This window comes from Streptomyces sp. MJM8645 (genome assembly GCF_001625365.1).
Taxonomy (GTDB): domain Bacteria; phylum Actinomycetota; class Actinomycetes; order Streptomycetales; family Streptomycetaceae; genus Kitasatospora.
On the sequence record NZ_LJJF01000001.1, the window covers coordinates 1,173,525 to 1,188,969 of the forward strand.

The 15,445-nt window shown below is 74.3% G+C and carries 10 protein-coding genes; 4 read left to right on the forward strand and 6 right to left on the reverse strand.

The features are described from left to right. Positions 1-105 precede the first annotated feature (105 nt). Complete coding sequence (locus tag A6F73_RS04675) at positions 106-1,896, forward strand: protein kinase (RefSeq protein ID WP_159398355.1); 1,791 nt, start codon at positions 106-108, stop codon at positions 1,894-1,896. Positions 1,897-2,049: 153 nt separating this feature from the next. Here A6F73_RS04675 and A6F73_RS04680 read toward each other — a convergent pair whose 3' ends face one another. The 3 genes from A6F73_RS04680 to metF form a co-directional block, all read right to left on the reverse strand. Further along, positions 2,050-4,299, reverse strand: a complete 2,250-nt coding sequence (locus A6F73_RS04680) for a heavy metal translocating P-type ATPase (RefSeq protein WP_063346593.1) — start codon at positions 4,297-4,299, stop codon at positions 2,050-2,052. 204 nt (positions 4,300-4,503) lie between these two features. After that, positions 4,504-5,667 carry a permease gene (locus A6F73_RS04685; RefSeq protein ID WP_063346594.1) on the reverse strand — a complete coding sequence of 388 codons (1,164 nt, stop codon included), beginning with the start codon at positions 5,665-5,667 and terminating at the stop codon, positions 4,504-4,506. Positions 5,668-5,806: 139 nt separating this feature from the next. Next, positions 5,807-6,748 (reverse strand): methylenetetrahydrofolate reductase [NAD(P)H], encoded by a 942-nt coding sequence (gene metF / locus A6F73_RS04690; RefSeq protein WP_079135433.1) that lies wholly within the window; start codon positions 6,746-6,748, stop codon positions 5,807-5,809. Between the two features lie 252 nt (positions 6,749-7,000). On the opposite strand from metF, the gene A6F73_RS04695 reads away from it, so the two are divergent. Next, on the forward strand, positions 7,001-7,348 hold the full coding sequence (locus A6F73_RS04695) for a cation transporter (RefSeq protein WP_063346595.1): 348 nt from the start codon (positions 7,001-7,003) through the stop codon (positions 7,346-7,348). Between the two features lie 249 nt (positions 7,349-7,597). Further along, positions 7,598-8,809 (forward strand): cytochrome P450, encoded by a 1,212-nt coding sequence (locus tag A6F73_RS04700; RefSeq protein ID WP_063346596.1) that lies wholly within the window; start codon positions 7,598-7,600, stop codon positions 8,807-8,809. Positions 8,810-8,878: 69 nt separating this feature from the next. Here A6F73_RS04700 and A6F73_RS04705 read toward each other — a convergent pair whose 3' ends face one another. Beyond that, a complete protein-coding gene (locus A6F73_RS04705; protein WP_063350945.1) occupies positions 8,879-10,090 on the reverse strand; it encodes a Dyp-type peroxidase in 1,212 nt (403 codons plus the stop codon). Between the two features lie 31 nt (positions 10,091-10,121). Here A6F73_RS04705 and A6F73_RS04710 point away from each other — a divergent pair, with 31 nt between their 5' ends. Continuing rightward, complete coding sequence (locus A6F73_RS04710) at positions 10,122-11,486, forward strand: right-handed parallel beta-helix repeat-containing protein (RefSeq protein ID WP_244293292.1); 1,365 nt, start codon at positions 10,122-10,124, stop codon at positions 11,484-11,486. 51 nt (positions 11,487-11,537) lie between these two features. Here the strand turns inward: A6F73_RS04710 and A6F73_RS04715 are convergent, their stop codons facing one another. Further along, positions 11,538-12,302 carry a hypothetical protein gene (locus A6F73_RS04715; RefSeq protein WP_063346597.1) on the reverse strand — a complete coding sequence of 255 codons (765 nt, stop codon included), beginning with the start codon at positions 12,300-12,302 and terminating at the stop codon, positions 11,538-11,540. Positions 12,303-12,436: 134 nt separating this feature from the next. Then, a complete protein-coding gene (locus A6F73_RS04720; protein WP_167745847.1) occupies positions 12,437-15,142 on the reverse strand; it encodes an SdrD B-like domain-containing protein in 2,706 nt (901 codons plus the stop codon). Positions 15,143-15,445 lie beyond the last annotated feature (303 nt).

The window sequence follows — 15,445 nt, forward strand, 5'->3', positions numbered from 1 at the left end:
ACTATCCTGGGCGACGCAGCGGAAGCGGTGTGAGAACCACCGCGCGGGAACCGGCCCGAGGCCGGGTCGGGGCGAACAGGCCAACAGGGTCCAGTCGGGGGATGCGTGTCCGAGTCGCGTTGGGTGCCCGGGCTCCGGTTCGGGCCGGAGTTCGACCCCGAGCAGTACGAGCTCCTGGAATTCCACCACCGGGGCGGCGAGGCCGAGGTGTGGCGGGCGGTGCGGACCGGCCACAGCGGGCTCAAGGAACTCGTCGCCGCGAAGATCATGCTGGAGCGCGACCCCTCCGAGGTGCGGCGCTGGCTCGGCCGCTGGGACGACGTCTCGCACAACGCCCACCGCCTGGGCGTGAACGACCTGGTGGTGCCCAGCTTCCTGCTCGGCCCCTCCCCGCACCGGCCCGGCGCCGCGCCCTCCGCCGGGCTGCTCGGCTACCAGATCTCCCCCTGGGTCGAGGGCGTGCCGCTGCACACCTGGGCCCGCACCCAGCGCGGCGGCCCGGCGGCGGTGGCCGAGGTGCTGGCCCGGCTCTGCCGGATCGTCGACGAACTGCACCGCAAACGCTGGGTGCACCGCGACATCTCCCCCGCCAACGTCCTGGTGGACGCCCAGAACCAGGTCAAGCTGATCGACCTGACCTTCCTGGCCCCGCTCGACCACACCCTCACCGTCGCGGTGTTCACCCCCGGGCACGTCCCGCCGGAGGCCGAGCAGGTCGGCGGCTTCCCCACCACCGCCAAGGACCTGTTCGCGGTCGGCACCCTCGCCCGCACCCTGCTGCTGCCCGACCACGGCCGGCTCGACCACCGGCTCGCCGCCGAACAGGCCCGCGCCGAACTCCTCGCCGCCGGCTACGGCGAGGACCTGGCGCGCTGGGCCTGCGAACCGCTCGCCCGCGAACCGGACCGCCGCCCCTCCCCGCTCGGCCCCTGGGTGGGCCGCGGCCGCGAACTCCTGCGCTCCCGCCGGCCGGTGGCGCGCACCGCGGGCCTGGCCGTCCTGCCCGACCGGGCCGGCCGGCCGCTGCTGGTCACCGGCGGCGCCGACGGCACCGCACTGGCCGGCCCCGGACACCACGGGCAGCGCCTGCCGGCCGGCCAGGGGCCCGGCCCGGTCAGGGAGTTGCTGGCCGGCTGGGCCGGACACCAGGGCGAACTGGTGGTCTGCGCCGAGGACCGCGGCGGGACGCTCTGGGTCGGCACCTCGGCCGGCTGGTGGGAGGCCGCGCGCGGCGTCAGCGGGCTCGCCGGGGCGGTCAACTCCGCCGGGGAGATGACGGTCTGGACGGCGGCCGGCGGCGCCCTGCGCTCCTACCGCTGGGCGCCCGGCCTCACCCTCACCGGCCAGGAGCTGCCCGGCTGCCCGGCCGACCGGGTGCTCGCCGCCCTGGAGGAACGGGCCGGGTCCTGGCTGGTCCTGGTCGAGCACCGGGAGCGGGTGCTGAGCTGGCGACCGGGCTCGGCCGAGCGCCCCGCCCCGCTGGGGCCGCCCGGCGCCCTGCGCGCCGGGGCGCTGGCCCGCACCTCCGCCGGACCGCAGGCCGCCACGCTGCGCCCGGACGGCTCCGTCCAGCTGCACACCCTCGACACGGCCGGCCCGGCCCCCGAGATCGGCGACGGCGAGCCCTCCCTCGGCGTCGCGATGGCCGGCCACCGGGGCGGCCCGACGGTGGCGCTGGCCGGCGCGGGCGGCGTCCGGCTGCGGCTGCCGGCCGGCGGCGCCTCCCGGCGGCCGCGCTGGTGGCGCCCGACGCTGCGCCCGGCCACCCGGATCGCGCTCGCGATGGGCGAGGACTGGCGGCTGTGCCTGGCCGCGGTCGTGGAGGGCGAGTTGCAGTGCTGGCAGGAGGACGCGGCGTACCGGTGGCAGGCGGTGGCGCTGCCCGAGCAGGGCTGAAGCGGGGCTTCGCGGGGCTGAACGGAACGCGCCGTGGCCCCGGAACCAGGTGCGGTTCCGGGGCCACGGCGACTCGGGCGGGTCGAGCAGGGTGGGCGGGCTCAGCGGAGTAGGCGGGCTCAGCGGGGTGGGCGGTTCAGCGTTCGGGCGGGCTCAGCGGAAGCGGCGCAGTCGCAGGCTGTTGCCGACCACGAAGACCGAGGAGAAGGCCATCGCGGCCCCCGCGATCATCGGGTTGAGCATCCCGGCCGCGGCCAGCGGCAGGGCGGCGACGTTGTAGCCGAAGGCCCAGAACAGGTTGCTCTTGATGGTGGCCAGGGTCTTGCGGGAGAGCCGGATGGCGTCGGCCGCCGCCAGCAGGTCGCCGCGGACCAGGGTGAGGTCGCCGGCCTCGATCGCGGCGTCGGTGCCGGTGCCCATGGCCAGGCCCAGGTCGGCCTGGGCGAGGGCGGCCGCGTCGTTGACGCCGTCGCCGACCATCGCCACGACCTTGCCCTCGGCCTGGAGCCGCTTGACGGTGGCGACCTTGTCCTGCGGCATGACCTCGGCGATGACGTGTTCCGGGGCGATGCCGACCTCGGCGGCGACGGCCTCGGCGACCGCCCGGTTGTCGCCGGTCAGCAGCAAGGGGGTCAGGCCCAGGCCGCGCAGCCGGGCGATCGCCTCGGCGCTGGTCGGCTTGACCGCGTCCGCGACCTCCAGGACGGCCCGGGCCTCGCCGTCCCAGCCCACCGCGATCGCGGTCCGCCCGGCCGCCTCGGCGGCGCGCTTGGCCGCGGCCAGGCCCTCCGGCAGGTACTGCGACCAGTCGTTCAGCAGCGCCTCCCGGCCGGCGACCACCGCGTGGCCGTCCACCACGCCCTGGACACCCAGGCCCGGCACGTTCTCGAAGCCCTCGACCGCGGGCAGCTCACCGGCCTCGGCGGCGGCGGTGGCGATCGCCCGGGCGATCGGGTGCTCGGAGGCGTGCTCCAGGGCGCCGGCCAGGCGCAGTGCCTCGGCCTCGGTGACGCCCTCGGCGGTGTGCACGGCGAGCAGGGTCATCCGGCCGGTGGTGACGGTGCCGGTCTTGTCCAGGACGATGGTGTCGACCTTGCGGGTGGACTCCAGCACCTCCGGGCCCTTGATCAGGACGCCCAGTTGGGCGCCGCGGCCGGTGCCGACCAGCAGCGCGGTCGGGGTGGCCAGGCCCAGGGCGCACGGGCAGGCGATGATCAGCACCGCGACCGCTGCCGTGAAGGCGGCGGTCCAGCCCTCGCCGGTGCCCAGCCAGTAGCCGAGGGTGGCCACCGCCAGGACGATCACGATCGGGACGAAGACGGCGGAGATCCGGTCGGCGAGGCGCTGGGCGGCGGCCTTGCCGTTCTGCGCGTCCTCGACCAGCCGGGCCATCCGGGACAGCTGGGTGTCCGCGCCGACCCGGGTGGCCTCGACCACCAGCCGGCCGCCCGCGTTGACGGTGGCGCCGGTGACCTGGTCGCCGACGCCGACCTCGACCGGCACGGACTCGCCGGTGAGCATCGAGGCGTCCACCGCCGAGGCCCCCTCGACCACCACGCCGTCGGTGGCGATCTTCTCGCCCGGCCGCACCACGAACCGGTCGCCCACGGCCAGGCCGCCGACCGGGATCCGGACCTCGGCCCCGCCGCGCAGCACGGTGACGTCCTTGGCGCCCAGTTCCAGCAGCGCCCTGAGCGCGGCGCCCGCGGTGCGCTTGGAGCGGGCCTCGAAGTAGCGGCCGGCCAGGATGAAGGCGGTGACGCCGGCCGCCGCCTCCAGGTAGATGTTCGACGGGCCGTCGCTGCGGGCGATGGTCAGCTCGAAGCCGTGCCGCATGCCCGGCATTCCGGCGTCGCCGAGGAACAGCGCCCACAGGGACCAGAGGAACGCGGCGCCGGTGCCGAGCGAGACCAGGGTGTCCATGGTCGCGGCGCCGTGCTTGAGGTTGGTCCAGGCGGCGCGGTGGAACGGCCAAGCGGCGTAGGTGACCACCGGCGAGGCCAGCACCAGCGACAGCCACTGCCAGTTGTCGAACTGCAGGGCCGGCACCATCGCCATCGCGATCACCGGCACCGCGAGCGCCACGGCCGTGACCAGCCGCTGGCGCAGCGGGGCGAGTTCGTCGACCGGCTCGGCCTGCCCGGCTTGCCCGGTCGGGCCTTCGGCGGCCGGCGGCTTCGGCAGCGCGGCGCTGTAGCCGGTGGCCTCGACGGTGGCGATCAGGTCGGCGACGTCGACGCCCGCGGGGAAGGCGACCTTCGCCTTCTCGGTGGCGTAGTTGACGCTCGCCGAGACGCCGTCCATCCGGTTGAGCTTCTTCTCGATGCGGGCCGCGCACGAGGCGCAGGTCATGCCGCCGATCGAGAGTTCCACCTCCGTGGAGGCGGGTGCCTGGGTGGTCATCGTTGCTCCTCGTGACAGTCGTCGTTCCGGGGACGTACTGAGCGTCTCCGGTCCGACCTTCATACCCTCGGGGGGTATCGGTCGGCGTCGAGTTCCTTTATACCCCCCAGGGGTACCCAGAACAAGCGGATACCCCCAGCAGGTATCTTCCGGGTCGGCGATCCGCCCCGCCCGAAACCCCCGGGAGGTACCCACCGCCGGGCGTCAGTGCCGGTCGTGCCGGTGCCCGTCCCCGGCTGCGGGCTCGCCGCCCATCATCCGGAGCATGGCGCGGCCGCCGGTACGCAGGAAGCGGACGAGCAGGGCGGCGGCGAGGAGCAGGAAGGCGATGTTCAGCCAGGTCGTGTAGTTCCACTCGATGCCCGCCATCGGGATCTCGGCCTCGCGCTGGTCGGGGACCAGGCCGAGCGCGCCGAAGAGGAACTCGACGGTGTAGCCGGCCGCCACCATGGCCGCGTAGAAGGTGCCGAGCAGGAACAGGGCCGTCCGACGCCCGTAGTACTTCCGGTAGATGTTGAGGATCGGCAGGATCAGCAGGTCCGCGAAGATGAACGCGACGACCCCGCCGAAGCTGATCCCGCCCTTCCACAGCACCACCGCGAGCGGCACGTTGCCGATCGAGCAGACGAAGGACGCCATCGCCACCAGCGGGCCGACCAGCGGGCCCCACAGCCGGCCGGCGAGCGGGTGGTCGGCGAAGAAGAACGCCTGCCAGAAGGAGTCCGGCACCCAGGCGGCGATGGCACCGGCGATGAGCAGCCCGAGGACGAGGTCCTTGAGGATCGCCGCCCACTCCATCACGAACACGTGCGACACGGCCGTGACGCCCTGCCGGGACAGCAGCCGCCGGGCGAAGGAGCCCTCCCCCGCGACGGACATGTCCATCGCCGCGTGGCCCTCCATCGAGCCGGCCAGGCCGCGTTCGGCCTGGGCGCGGGCCTCACGCAGCAGCCGGTCGCGCAGCAGCAGCCGGAAGAGCAGGGCGAGGACGAGGATCATCACCGGCCCGCCGACGAACTCGGCCGCCGTGAACTGCCAGCCGAGCAACAGGGCCAGGATGACGCCGAGTTCGACGACCAGGTTGGTCGAGGCGATCTCGAAGGCCATCGCGGCGGTGAAGTCCGCGCCCTTGCGGAACAGCGAGCGGGCGAGGGCCACGGCCGCGTACGAGCAGGAGGAGGAGGCCGCGCCGAGGAGGGCGGCGACGCCGAGGGTGCGAGGGCGGTCGTCGCCGAGCAGCCGGACGACGGTGGACTTGCGGACGACGGCCTGGACGACGGCGGAGAGCAGGAAGCCGAGGATCAGCGCCCAGGCGATCTCCCAGGTCATCGATCCGGCGATGGACAGCGCGTGCAGGATCGCGTGCATGGTGGGTCCGCCTTCCCTGGTGCCCCGGGTTCGCCAGCGCCGAGCACCATATACCCGTACCGGGTATCATCCCTCGCAGCTCGCCGGGGGCCCGGCCGCTCCCCCGCCAGACCCCCGCCAGACCCCTGTCAGACCTCCGTCAGGCCGCCGCCAGCGGGGCCGACGGCTGCGCCGCCCGGTCCAGCCCGAGGTTGCGGTGGATCTCCAGGGCGGCGGTGGAGCGGTTCAGCGTGATGAAGTGCAGGCCGGGCGCACCCTCGCGGAGCAGGCGCTCGGCCATCCGGGTGGCGTGGTCGACGCCGATGCGGTGAGCGGTCGGCCGGTCGCCGCGGGCCGCCTCCAGCCGTGCGGCCAGGCCCGCCGGGAAGGAGGCGCCGCTGAGTTCGGCGAAGCGGGCGATCTGGCGGACGTCGGTGGCCGGCATGATCTCCGGGATGACCGGGGTGTCACAGCCGGCCTCGGCGAGCCGGTCGCGCAGCCGCAGGTAGTGCTCGACGTCGAAGAACATCTGGGTGACGGCGTAGTCGGCGCCCGCCCGGCACTTGGCGACGAAGTGCCGGATGTCGTCCGCCCAGTTCGCCGAGCGCGGGTGGCGCTCCGGGAAGGCCGCCACCCCGACCGTGAACGCGCCGCAGCCCTTGACCAGTTCGACCAGTTCGGCGGCGTGCCGCAGGCCCCGGGGGTGCGGCTCCCAGACGCCGTTCGGGTTGCCGGGCGGGTCGCCGCGCAGGGCGAGGACGTCGCGGATCCCGACGTCCGCGTAGCGCCGCAGGACGGCCTGGAGCTCGGCGGTGGAGTGGCCGACGGCGGTCAGGTGGGCCACCGGCCGCAGCGTGGTCTGGGCGGCGATCCGCTCGGTGGTCTCGATGGTGCGGTCGCGCGAGGAGCCGCCGGCGCCGTAGGTGACGGAGACGAAGGTCGGCGCGACCGCCTCCACCCGCCGGATCGCGGCCCACAGGGAGCGCTCACCGGCGTCGTCCTTGGCGGGGAAGAACTCGAAGGAGTACGTCCGCTCGCCGGCCGCCAGGATCTCGCGCAGTCCGCGCGGGCCGCGCGCTCCGGGTCGGGTGGTGTGGTCCATGGGGTGTCACCTCGGGTGATGGGGGTCGGCCGCCTGCCGGGGCCGGCCGCCGGGATGCGGGCGGCCGCTTCCACCCTGCCGGAAGGGCGCAACGAGATTGCCACAAGGATCAGTTGACGATCGGTCGAGTCCGCTTCACGGCCATCGCGAACGACGCCCTCAGTTACCCCTGGGGGGTATGGTACGTTCTCCAGGCGAAGCGGCCGACCGCACCCGCGGCCGGCGCCGGGCACTGATGACAGGAGCACCCCCATGTCCGAGACCACCGTCACCGTCGAGTCCCCCGCCACCGAGACCGCCGCCTCCTGCTGCGGCTCCTGCGGCACCGGCGCCACCGAGGCCCCCGCCGCCGGAACCGCCGGGCGGGCCGTCTTCCAGGTCAAGGGCATGACCTGCGGCCACTGCGTCACCTCGGTGACCGCCGAACTGCGGAAGATCGACGGCATCACCGACGTCGCCGTGGACCTCGCCACCGGCAAGGTCACCGTCGACAGCACCCTGCCGCTCGCCGACGAGGCCGTCGCCGCCGCCATCGACGAGGCCGTCGCCGCCGCCATCGACGAGGCCGGCTACGACCTGGTCGGCCGCCTCGACGGCTAGGTCCTGTCGCCCGAACGCCCCCGACGGCAGGGCCGCCGGGGGGGGTTCGACTTACGGGGTGGGGGTATGCCCGGCGGGATGCGCCCGGCGGGATGCGCGCCGGACAGGCCCCGGTGAAACCCTGACCGGAGGAGGTGAAATCGCTACCATCGGGACCAACGGGACAAGCAGCAGCGGAATCCAACGATCCACGTAAATACGACAGTTGGATTCTCATCCCGCGCCGGACCGCCGACCCCGAAGGGACCCATGTCCACCGCCGCACCCGCCCTCCCCCCGTTGCACCGACTCCCCGTCACCCCCGCCCAGCCGCCCCACCCCACCACCCTCCCCGACGGCACCCCCGCCTGGCTGGTCACCCGCTACCACGACGTCCGCCAGACCCTCACCGACCCCCGCTTCACCCGCGGCGACCTGGCCACCGTCGGCACCCCCGGCGGCGGCGCCGACGTCTCCAGCAACCCGGCGTCGATGTTCAACCAGGACGGGCCGGAACACCGCCGACTGCGCAGCACCGTCCAACGGGCCTTCACCGCACGCGCCATCGCCGGCTGGCAGCCCTGGGTCGCGGAGGGCGTCCAGCAGGCCGTCGACGCCCTCGCGGCCGGCGGCACCCCCGCCGACCTGGTCACCGCCTTCACCCGGCCGGTGCCCTTCGCCGTCACCAGCCGCCTGATGGGGCTCGACGGCGACGGCCCGGACCGCCTCGACGAGCAACGGCTCCGCCGCTGGACCAGGGCGATCCTCGCCGACGGCACCCCGGCCGACGGCGGCGACGCGACCGACGGCGCCCTGGACCCGGCCGAGGCGCTCGCCGAATACGCCGCCTACACCGGCGAGTTGATCGCCCGCCGGCGCCACCACCCCGGCGAGGACCTGGTCAGCCGCCTCGTCCAGGCCGCCGACCAGGACGGCGACGTCCCCGAGGAGTCACTCGTCTACCTGGTCTGCGGGCTCACCGCCAGCGGCAACGAGAGCGTCACCGGCGCCCTCGGCAACGCCCTCGTCTACCTGCTCGGCGAACGCCCCGAGGACTGGCCCCGCCTCGCCGATCCCGACACCACCGAACGCGTCACCGAACGCCTCCTGCACTTCATCCCGCTCGGCGACGACGAGGCCACCACCCGGCGCGCCACCGAACCGGTCGACCTCGGCGGCGTCCACATCCCCGCCGGCGCCGTCCTCGCCGTCAGCCTCGGCAGTGCCAACCGCGACGCCGCCGTCTTCCCCGACGGCCTCGACGCCGGCCTCGACCACCCCCTGCCCGCCCCGACCCTCGCCTTCAGCGCCGGCCCCCACTACTGCCTCGGCGCCTGGCGGATGCGCCTGGAAATGCGCGAATCCCTCCGCCGCCTCGCCACCGCCCTCCCGGGCCTGCGCCTCACCACCCCCGTCGACCGGCTCACCTGGCAACTCGGCACCACCACCCGCAGCCCCGCCCAGCTGCCGGTCACCTGGTAGCCGGGGGCGCGGGGCCGCCCGCAGCGAGCAGCCCGCGTCGACCCCCGGGCCGTCGCGGGCGAACCGTCCTCAACCCCAGAGCTGCTCGCCCAGCGTGGCGCCCTCGGGGGCGCCGGGCAGGACGTAGGCGACGGCGGAGGCCTGGTGCTGGACGAACGGGTTGAGGGCGTCGCGGGTGGCGAGGCGGGTCTGGACGCGGGTGAACTGGGCGGGGTCGCGCATGAAGGCGCAGAAGAGCAGGCCGCGGTCGTCCGGGCCGTCGTCGTAGCTGTAGCCGCGGCGGAGCATGCGCGCGCCGCCGTCGAGGCGGGGGCTGCTGAGCCGGACGTGGGCGGTGGCGGGGATGACGTAGGAGCCGTCCGGGTTCTTGGCGTAGACGTCCGGTTCGTCGTGTTCGGCGCTGCCGGTGAGCGGGGCGCCGTCGCCCGCGCGGCGGCCGATGGCCAGGTCGCGCCGGTCCGCGGGGAGGGCCGCGAAGGCGGCGACGTCCATCCGGATCCGCCGGTAGACCAGGACGGTGCCGTTCTCGTGCGCGCCCGCCGGGCCCCAGACCCACTGCCGGGCGGTCGGCTCGTCGGGGTTGGCGGTGCCGTCCTTGAAGCCGAACAGGTTGCGGGCGGTGCTGCCCGGGGCGGTGGCGGGCAGGAAGCCGGACTGGGTCCAGCGGGGCGTGGCCCCGGCGGCGCGGGCGGCGGTGGTGGCGAGTTCGGCGACGACGGTCAGCGTCCAGCGGTCGGCGCCGCAGAGTTGGAGGAGGACGTCGCCGCCGCCGCGCGCCGGGTCGAGGCGGTCGCCGGCGAAGGCCGGCAGGTCGGCGAGCGCGGTCGGGACGTTCAGGCCGAGCCGGGCGGCGAGGTCGGGGCCGACGCCCACCAGGCTGGTGAGCCGGGCCGGTTCGGCGCCCTGGAGCCGCAGGTCCGGCGACGTCCCGGCGGTCGCGGCGGCCAGCAGCCGGGTGAGGTCCGCGAGCAGGCCGCGCAGGGCGTCCCGGCCGCCGGCGGTGGTGGCGGGTGCGAGGTCGAAGGCCAGCAGCTGGGTGGCGGGTTGCGGGGGTGTGGTCACGCCGGCCTGGCGGGGGCCGTGGAAGAGGGGCGCCGGGTCGGGCGGCGGGGCCGCCGGGTGCTGCTGCGCGGAGCCGTCGTGGCCGCCGTGCGCCAACGCCTGGACGCCGGCGCCGAGTCCGGCGGCGAGCACCGCTCCGGCCGCGAGCAGCGCCCTCCGCTCGACACCGGGTCCGGCGGCTTCCGTCTGTTTCCGCACTTTTCCGGTTTCGGCATGCATGGGCGACATTGGAGACGATAGAACACCTCTCATGCAAATCCTGATGATGCGTCACCCCACTCGGCGGCCCTCACCTGCACGTGCCCCGAGATCCCTGCGACGGCTGTCCGCGGCGCTGCTCGCCACCACCCTGGCGCTGGCCGGCTGCGCGGCATCGGGCTCCTCCTCCGACGAGGCCCGCCATCCGGCCGGTACGGTCATCCAGGTCCCGGAGGACTTCCCCACCGTGCAGCAGGCCGTGGACGTCGCGCGCGAGGGCGAAACCGTGCTGGTCCACCCGGGCGTGTACCCGGAGAGCGTCCGGATCACCAAGCCGCGCATCGTCCTGCGCGGGACGGACCGCAACACCGTCGTCCTCAACGGCGGGGTGCGGCTCGTCAACGGCATCACCGTCACCGGCGCCGGCTCGGTGGTGGAGAACCTCACCGTGCACGGCTACCTCGCCAACGGCGTCCTGTTCACCGGCGTCACCGACGAGCACCTGCAACGGCACGGCGCCGGCGGCTCCGCGTACGACCCGCTGGACACCAACCGCTTCCCGCCCGTCCAGGGCTTCCGGGCCTCCCGGGTGACGGCGTACGACAACGGCCTGTACGGCATCTACGCCTTCGACGCGCGCGGCGGCGTGATCGAGGACTCCTACGCCTCCGGGCAGGCCGACTCCGGGATCTACGTCGGCCAGTGCAAGCCCTGCGACACCCTCGTGCACGGCAACACCGTGGAGCGCAACGCGGTCGGCATCGAGCTGACCAACGCCTCCGACGGGCTCAGCATCCTCGGCAACCGGGTGGTCGGCAACCGGGTCGGCGTGACGGTGAACTCCAACGACCTGGAGTCCCTCGCCCCGCAGCACGGCGCGGTGATCGCCGGAAACGTGATCACCGACAACAACGCCGCCGACACCCCGGAGCAGGCGGACGGCGGCTTCGGCATCGGCCTCGGGATCGGCGGCGGCACCGCGAACCAGGTGCTGCGCAACCTCGTCCAGGGGAACCGCGCCGCCGGGATCATCGTCACCGACCCGCCCGGACACCCGGCGAGCGGCAACCGCGTCGAGGGCAACCGCGCCACGGGCAACGGCGTCGACCTCGTGCTGGCCTCCACCGACCCCGGCAACTGCTTCACCGGCAACACGCCCGACACCCAGAGCCCGGACCGGTTGGAGGGCCAGGCGGCGTGCGGGGCGCAGGGCCGCGGCCCGCTCCCCGGCGGGCGGCCCGCCACCGTCATGGCGCCGCCCGGCGTGCCGTTCCACCAGGTGCAGGCCCCGGCCGCGCAGCCCTCCCTGCCCGACCCGTCGGCGCCGGGCCGGCCGGCGACGGACCTGCCGGGGCCCGTTGACCCGGACCGCTACGCCCTGCCCACGGACGCCGCCGCCGTGCCGCAACCCCGGTGAGCCCGGGCCCCGGTGAGCCGCGGCCCCGGCGGCCCTAGCGGCCCCGAGGCCTCACCCGGCGGCCCACGGCGCCTCCGGCATCCGCACGCCGTCCTGCCGCCCGGTGAGGTCGACGGTCGTCGGGGTGCCCAGGCCGGGCATCCGCATGGTGACCCGGCGCAGCGAGCCGTCGCCGTCGACCCAGTAGGTGAGCGGCGACGGCCCGCCGTCCGGGGCCGCGCCCTGGGCGCGCGGGCCGGAGAAGCGGTCGTAGTCGCGGCCGTCGATGCGGTCCCGGCCGAGCAGGCGCGCCCCGGACTGGGCGAGCAGCAGCGGGTTGTCCGGCCGGTCGGCGCCGAGGCGGACCAGCAGGCCGAGCCCGGCGTCCAGCGGGTCCGCCGTGTAGGAGCGCGGCGACCAGCCGGAGCGGGGGACGTGCTCGGCCTGCTCCCAGGCGGGGCCGGAGCCGGCCGGCTCCGGGGCCAGCCCGAGGCCGTCGCCGTCCCAGATGATCAGGCCGTGGTCGAGCTGGCCCGAGGCCCCGGAGACCTGGTAGCGGCCCACCCCCCGGCGGGTGCGGTAGTCCACCACCCCCTCCACCCGGATCTGCACACCGCCGCCCTCCGCCGCGGTGAGCGCCACCGCCGCCGGGCTGGCCTGGTACAGCGTCAGCCGGGACAGCGCCAGCCGGGACGCCTCGTCCATGGTCACCGCCCGTTCCTCCGGTTCGCCCCAGGCCGTCACCCCGAGGGCCGTGGCCCCGGCGACCACCACCGCGCCGACCACCCCGACGAGCAGGCCCAGCCGCGCCCTCTTCCCGATCTTCCTACGGGCCATCTGGCAGCCCTCCTCCTGGTCAGCACCGTCGTACTGGTCGTGACCGTCGTACTTGTCGTCACTGTCGTGCGAACGAGCGGCGGGCGGGCCCGTGGCATGACTCGCGCCACGGGCCCGCCCCTCCTCACCGCTTCCTACTGGTGCCGCGCCCTGCGCTTACGGGCGACGAAGACCAGCGCACCGCCGGACGCCACCAGCACCGCGCCGCCGACGATCCCCAGCGGCACCAGGGCGTTGGCCCCGGTGTTGGGCAGCTGTCCCCCGGGCGGGGGCAGCGGGTTCACCGTCGACGGGCTCGGCGACTCCGTCGGCCCCGGCGGCGTGGTCGGCTCCGGCGCGCTCGGCGAACTCGACGGGCTCGGCGGGCTCGACGAGTTGGTCGGCGTCGGGGTCGGCGTCGGGGTGGGCAGCAGCTTGTTGACCGCCGTCACCGAGACACCGTCCGCGAGGTTGTCGGAGGTCAGCGCCAGCGGACCGAACACGGTGGTGTCCGGAGCCGCGTAGCCGTCGGGCGGGCTGAGCTCCTGCCAGTAGTACGTCCCCGGCACCCCGGCGCCCTGGCAGAGGCCGTCGGCGCCGGTCGTGCAGGGCCCGCCCACCGCCGTGTCGGGCTTGTCACCGCCGGTCTGCAACCCGTCGGTGCCGTTGGTGTCGTGCCACAGCTGGAACTTCGCCCCCGCCAGCGGCTTGCCGTCCTGGTCGTGCTTGACCAGGCGCAGCGCGCCCTCCTGCTGCCGGAACCCGAAGTCGAAGGTGTGGTCGTTCTCGCCCGGCCCGCCGGTGGTCAGCGCCCGTTCGGGGAACTTCGCGCCGGGCGGCACCAGGCCCTTGGAATCGATGAAGTGGTTGTCGCCGACGTCCGCGTCGGTGGGCACCCACTGGTAGAGCGGCCCGCCCTTGGCGTAGTCCGCCGGGTTGTCGAGCCGGATCGTGTACTTGGTCCTCGGCTTGAGGCCGCCGGTGACGTCGGAGTCGTCGAAGTAGTACTCGCCGCGCTTCGTCGTCTTCGTCGTGCCGACCAGCTTGCCCGACTCGTCGTAGAGGTGGACGGTCGCGCCCTCGACGGGGCGCTGGCCCGGGTTCTGGATGCCCTTGCGCTCGGGGTCGTACCAGACCCGGTTGCCGATCTGCAACGGAGCCTGGTCGCAGAGCACCTCCAGGTCGCCCATCGAGGCGCCCTTGCCGAACGGCGCGATCACCCCGGCCGGGTTGAGCCGGAAGCCGAACTGCGGGTCCTGCTGGCCGTTCGCCCGCTGGAGGAACGACGTGCCGTACCCGAGGGCGGTGTGGTTGGGGTCGAAGGCGGAGACGGCGACGGTGCTCTCGACCTTGGAGAGCGCCATGCCGGCGAACGCCGTGTTGCGGTGGCCGCCCCAGGTCGTGTCGAAGAACCGGGTGCCCCGGGGAGCGAGCCCGCAGCCGTTGTTGGTGTCCATCACGTACGTGCCGTTCGCCCGGCAGGCCTTGTTCAGGTCACCGCCGGACATGACGACGGCGACGGAGCCCGGCGCCGGGGAGCCCGGCGCGCGGTCGCCGAAGCGGTCGCGGAAGGCCAGCAGCATCGAGCCGTCGGTCTCGAACGTGATCTCGCCCAACTCGGGTTCGGGTTGGGCGATGGTGTAGTTGCCGCACGGCCGACCGTTCTGCGTGGTCGGGTAGGTGCTCGTCCACGGGAACCAGCTCGCACCGTCGCACGGGCCCGAGCCGACGGTGGACTGGCGCGGGTAGTCCAGCGGCTGGTCCAGCACCGGCTTGGCGAACACGCCGGTGGCGAGGTCGAAGGGCAGGACCACCGCGCGCAGGTCGGTGAGCTTGCCGGTGGACTCGCCGGAGCACACTCCGCCGAGGTAGCCGGTGCCGTCCTGGAGGCCGAGGCCGAACGGACGCCAGTCCCCCGCCGCCGGGCAGCCCGGGTCGGGGATCGGGTAGGAGGCCGTCGGGCTCCCGGCGGCCGCCACGGTGGCGTTGTAGCGGTAGAGCTTGCGGTCGTTGAGGTTGACGACGAACAGGTCCTTGCCGTCGTCGGTGATCTTGATGCCGCCGAGGCTCTCCTTGCCCGGTGTGTCGAGGAAGGCGTCGTCGGTGCCGCCGCCGTGGGCCGTCGAGCCCGCGTTCGGGACGGTGGTGAACAGCGTCGTCTTCTTCTGCGCGATGTCGGTGACGTAGATCGCCCCGGCACCGCCCGGACCGTAGTCGGTGGTGCGCTTGGCCACCGCCGAGGAGAACAGCCGCCGGTCGGCCTTGTTCCAGGCGATGCCGTACAGCGTGCCGGTATCGGCGTTGGTGGCGAGGTTCGTGGCGGTCACGCCCTCGCCGTCCTGGCCGCGCGCGCTGTACGGGAAGGAGACCAGCGTGCGCTGGACCCCGCCCTCGCGGTCCATCGGCTGGCAGGCCGTGACCAGCGGGGCGTTCTTCTGGCAGTAGTCACCGGGGTTCCAGAGCCCGGTGGTGTACGCCACGTTCTTGCCGCCCGAGAGGTCGACGAACTCCTCGTTGCTGCTCAGCTGGGTCGGCGCGCCGTCCAGCCCCTGCCGGGAGGCGAACGCCGGGAACAGCACGCCCGGCTTCGGATTCACCACCTGCACCCGGTACTTGCCCCCGGACGGCTTGGCCGCCGCCGGGGCCAGGGTGACCGTCCCGTCGGCCGCCGTCACCCCCTCGATCGCCAGCCCGGCGTCATCCGTGAGCGTCACTTTCACGCCCGCGAGCCCTGGTTCCAGGGCCGGTGTCCACACTCCGCTGGTGTCCACCGCCCGGATCACCCGGACGGTCACCGTCCCGTCGCCGGGCTGTGGAAAGGCCGCCGGCGCCGTCACCAGCGCCGCAGCGGACAATCCCATCGTCAGCGCCGCGACCTGCGCGACGCACCTCGTTCGCTGCCTCGTTCTTCCCAATGTCCCGCTCTCATCATCGACGGGTTATCACACCCGGGCTGATCAGGAGTCATCAGCAGATCGGCAATCTTAGCTCTCCGCAAGGGAATTGACGAAACTTCATGTGCACGCGTGACAAGAGCGCCACACCCACTCCACCACCAGTTCGAATCTGGACCCGTTCGTCCGATACCGGCCGCCATGCTCGAAAACAGCACCTTCAGCCCGATTTCGTCCGAACAAGACGGTGGGGCGCGGGGACAGCCCAGG

What these genes read in the sequence shown, in the direction of transcription:
- A6F73_RS04720 (WP_167745847.1), bottom strand. Translation starts at nt 15,142, where the DNA reads ATGGGATTGTCCGCTGCGGCGCTGGTGACGGCGCCGGCGGCCTTTCCA.
- A6F73_RS04715 (WP_063346597.1), bottom strand. Translation starts at nt 12,302, where the DNA reads ATGGCCCGTAGGAAGATCGGGAAGAGGGCGCGGCTGGGCCTGCTCGTC.
- A6F73_RS04685 (WP_063346594.1), bottom strand. Translation starts at nt 5,667, where the DNA reads ATGCACGCGATCCTGCACGCGCTGTCCATCGCCGGATCGATGACCTGG.
- A6F73_RS04700 (WP_063346596.1), top strand. Translation starts at nt 7,598, where the DNA reads ATGTCCACCGCCGCACCCGCCCTCCCCCCGTTGCACCGACTCCCCGTC.
- A6F73_RS04705 (WP_063350945.1), bottom strand. Translation starts at nt 10,090, where the DNA reads ATGCATGCCGAAACCGGAAAAGTGCGGAAACAGACGGAAGCCGCCGGA.
- metF (WP_079135433.1), bottom strand. Translation starts at nt 6,748, where the DNA reads ATGGACCACACCACCCGACCCGGAGCGCGCGGCCCGCGCGGACTGCGC.
- A6F73_RS04695 (WP_063346595.1), top strand. Translation starts at nt 7,001, where the DNA reads ATGTCCGAGACCACCGTCACCGTCGAGTCCCCCGCCACCGAGACCGCC.
- A6F73_RS04710 (WP_244293292.1), top strand. Translation starts at nt 10,122, where the DNA reads ATGCAAATCCTGATGATGCGTCACCCCACTCGGCGGCCCTCACCTGCA.
- A6F73_RS04680 (WP_063346593.1), bottom strand. Translation starts at nt 4,299, where the DNA reads ATGACCACCCAGGCACCCGCCTCCACGGAGGTGGAACTCTCGATCGGC.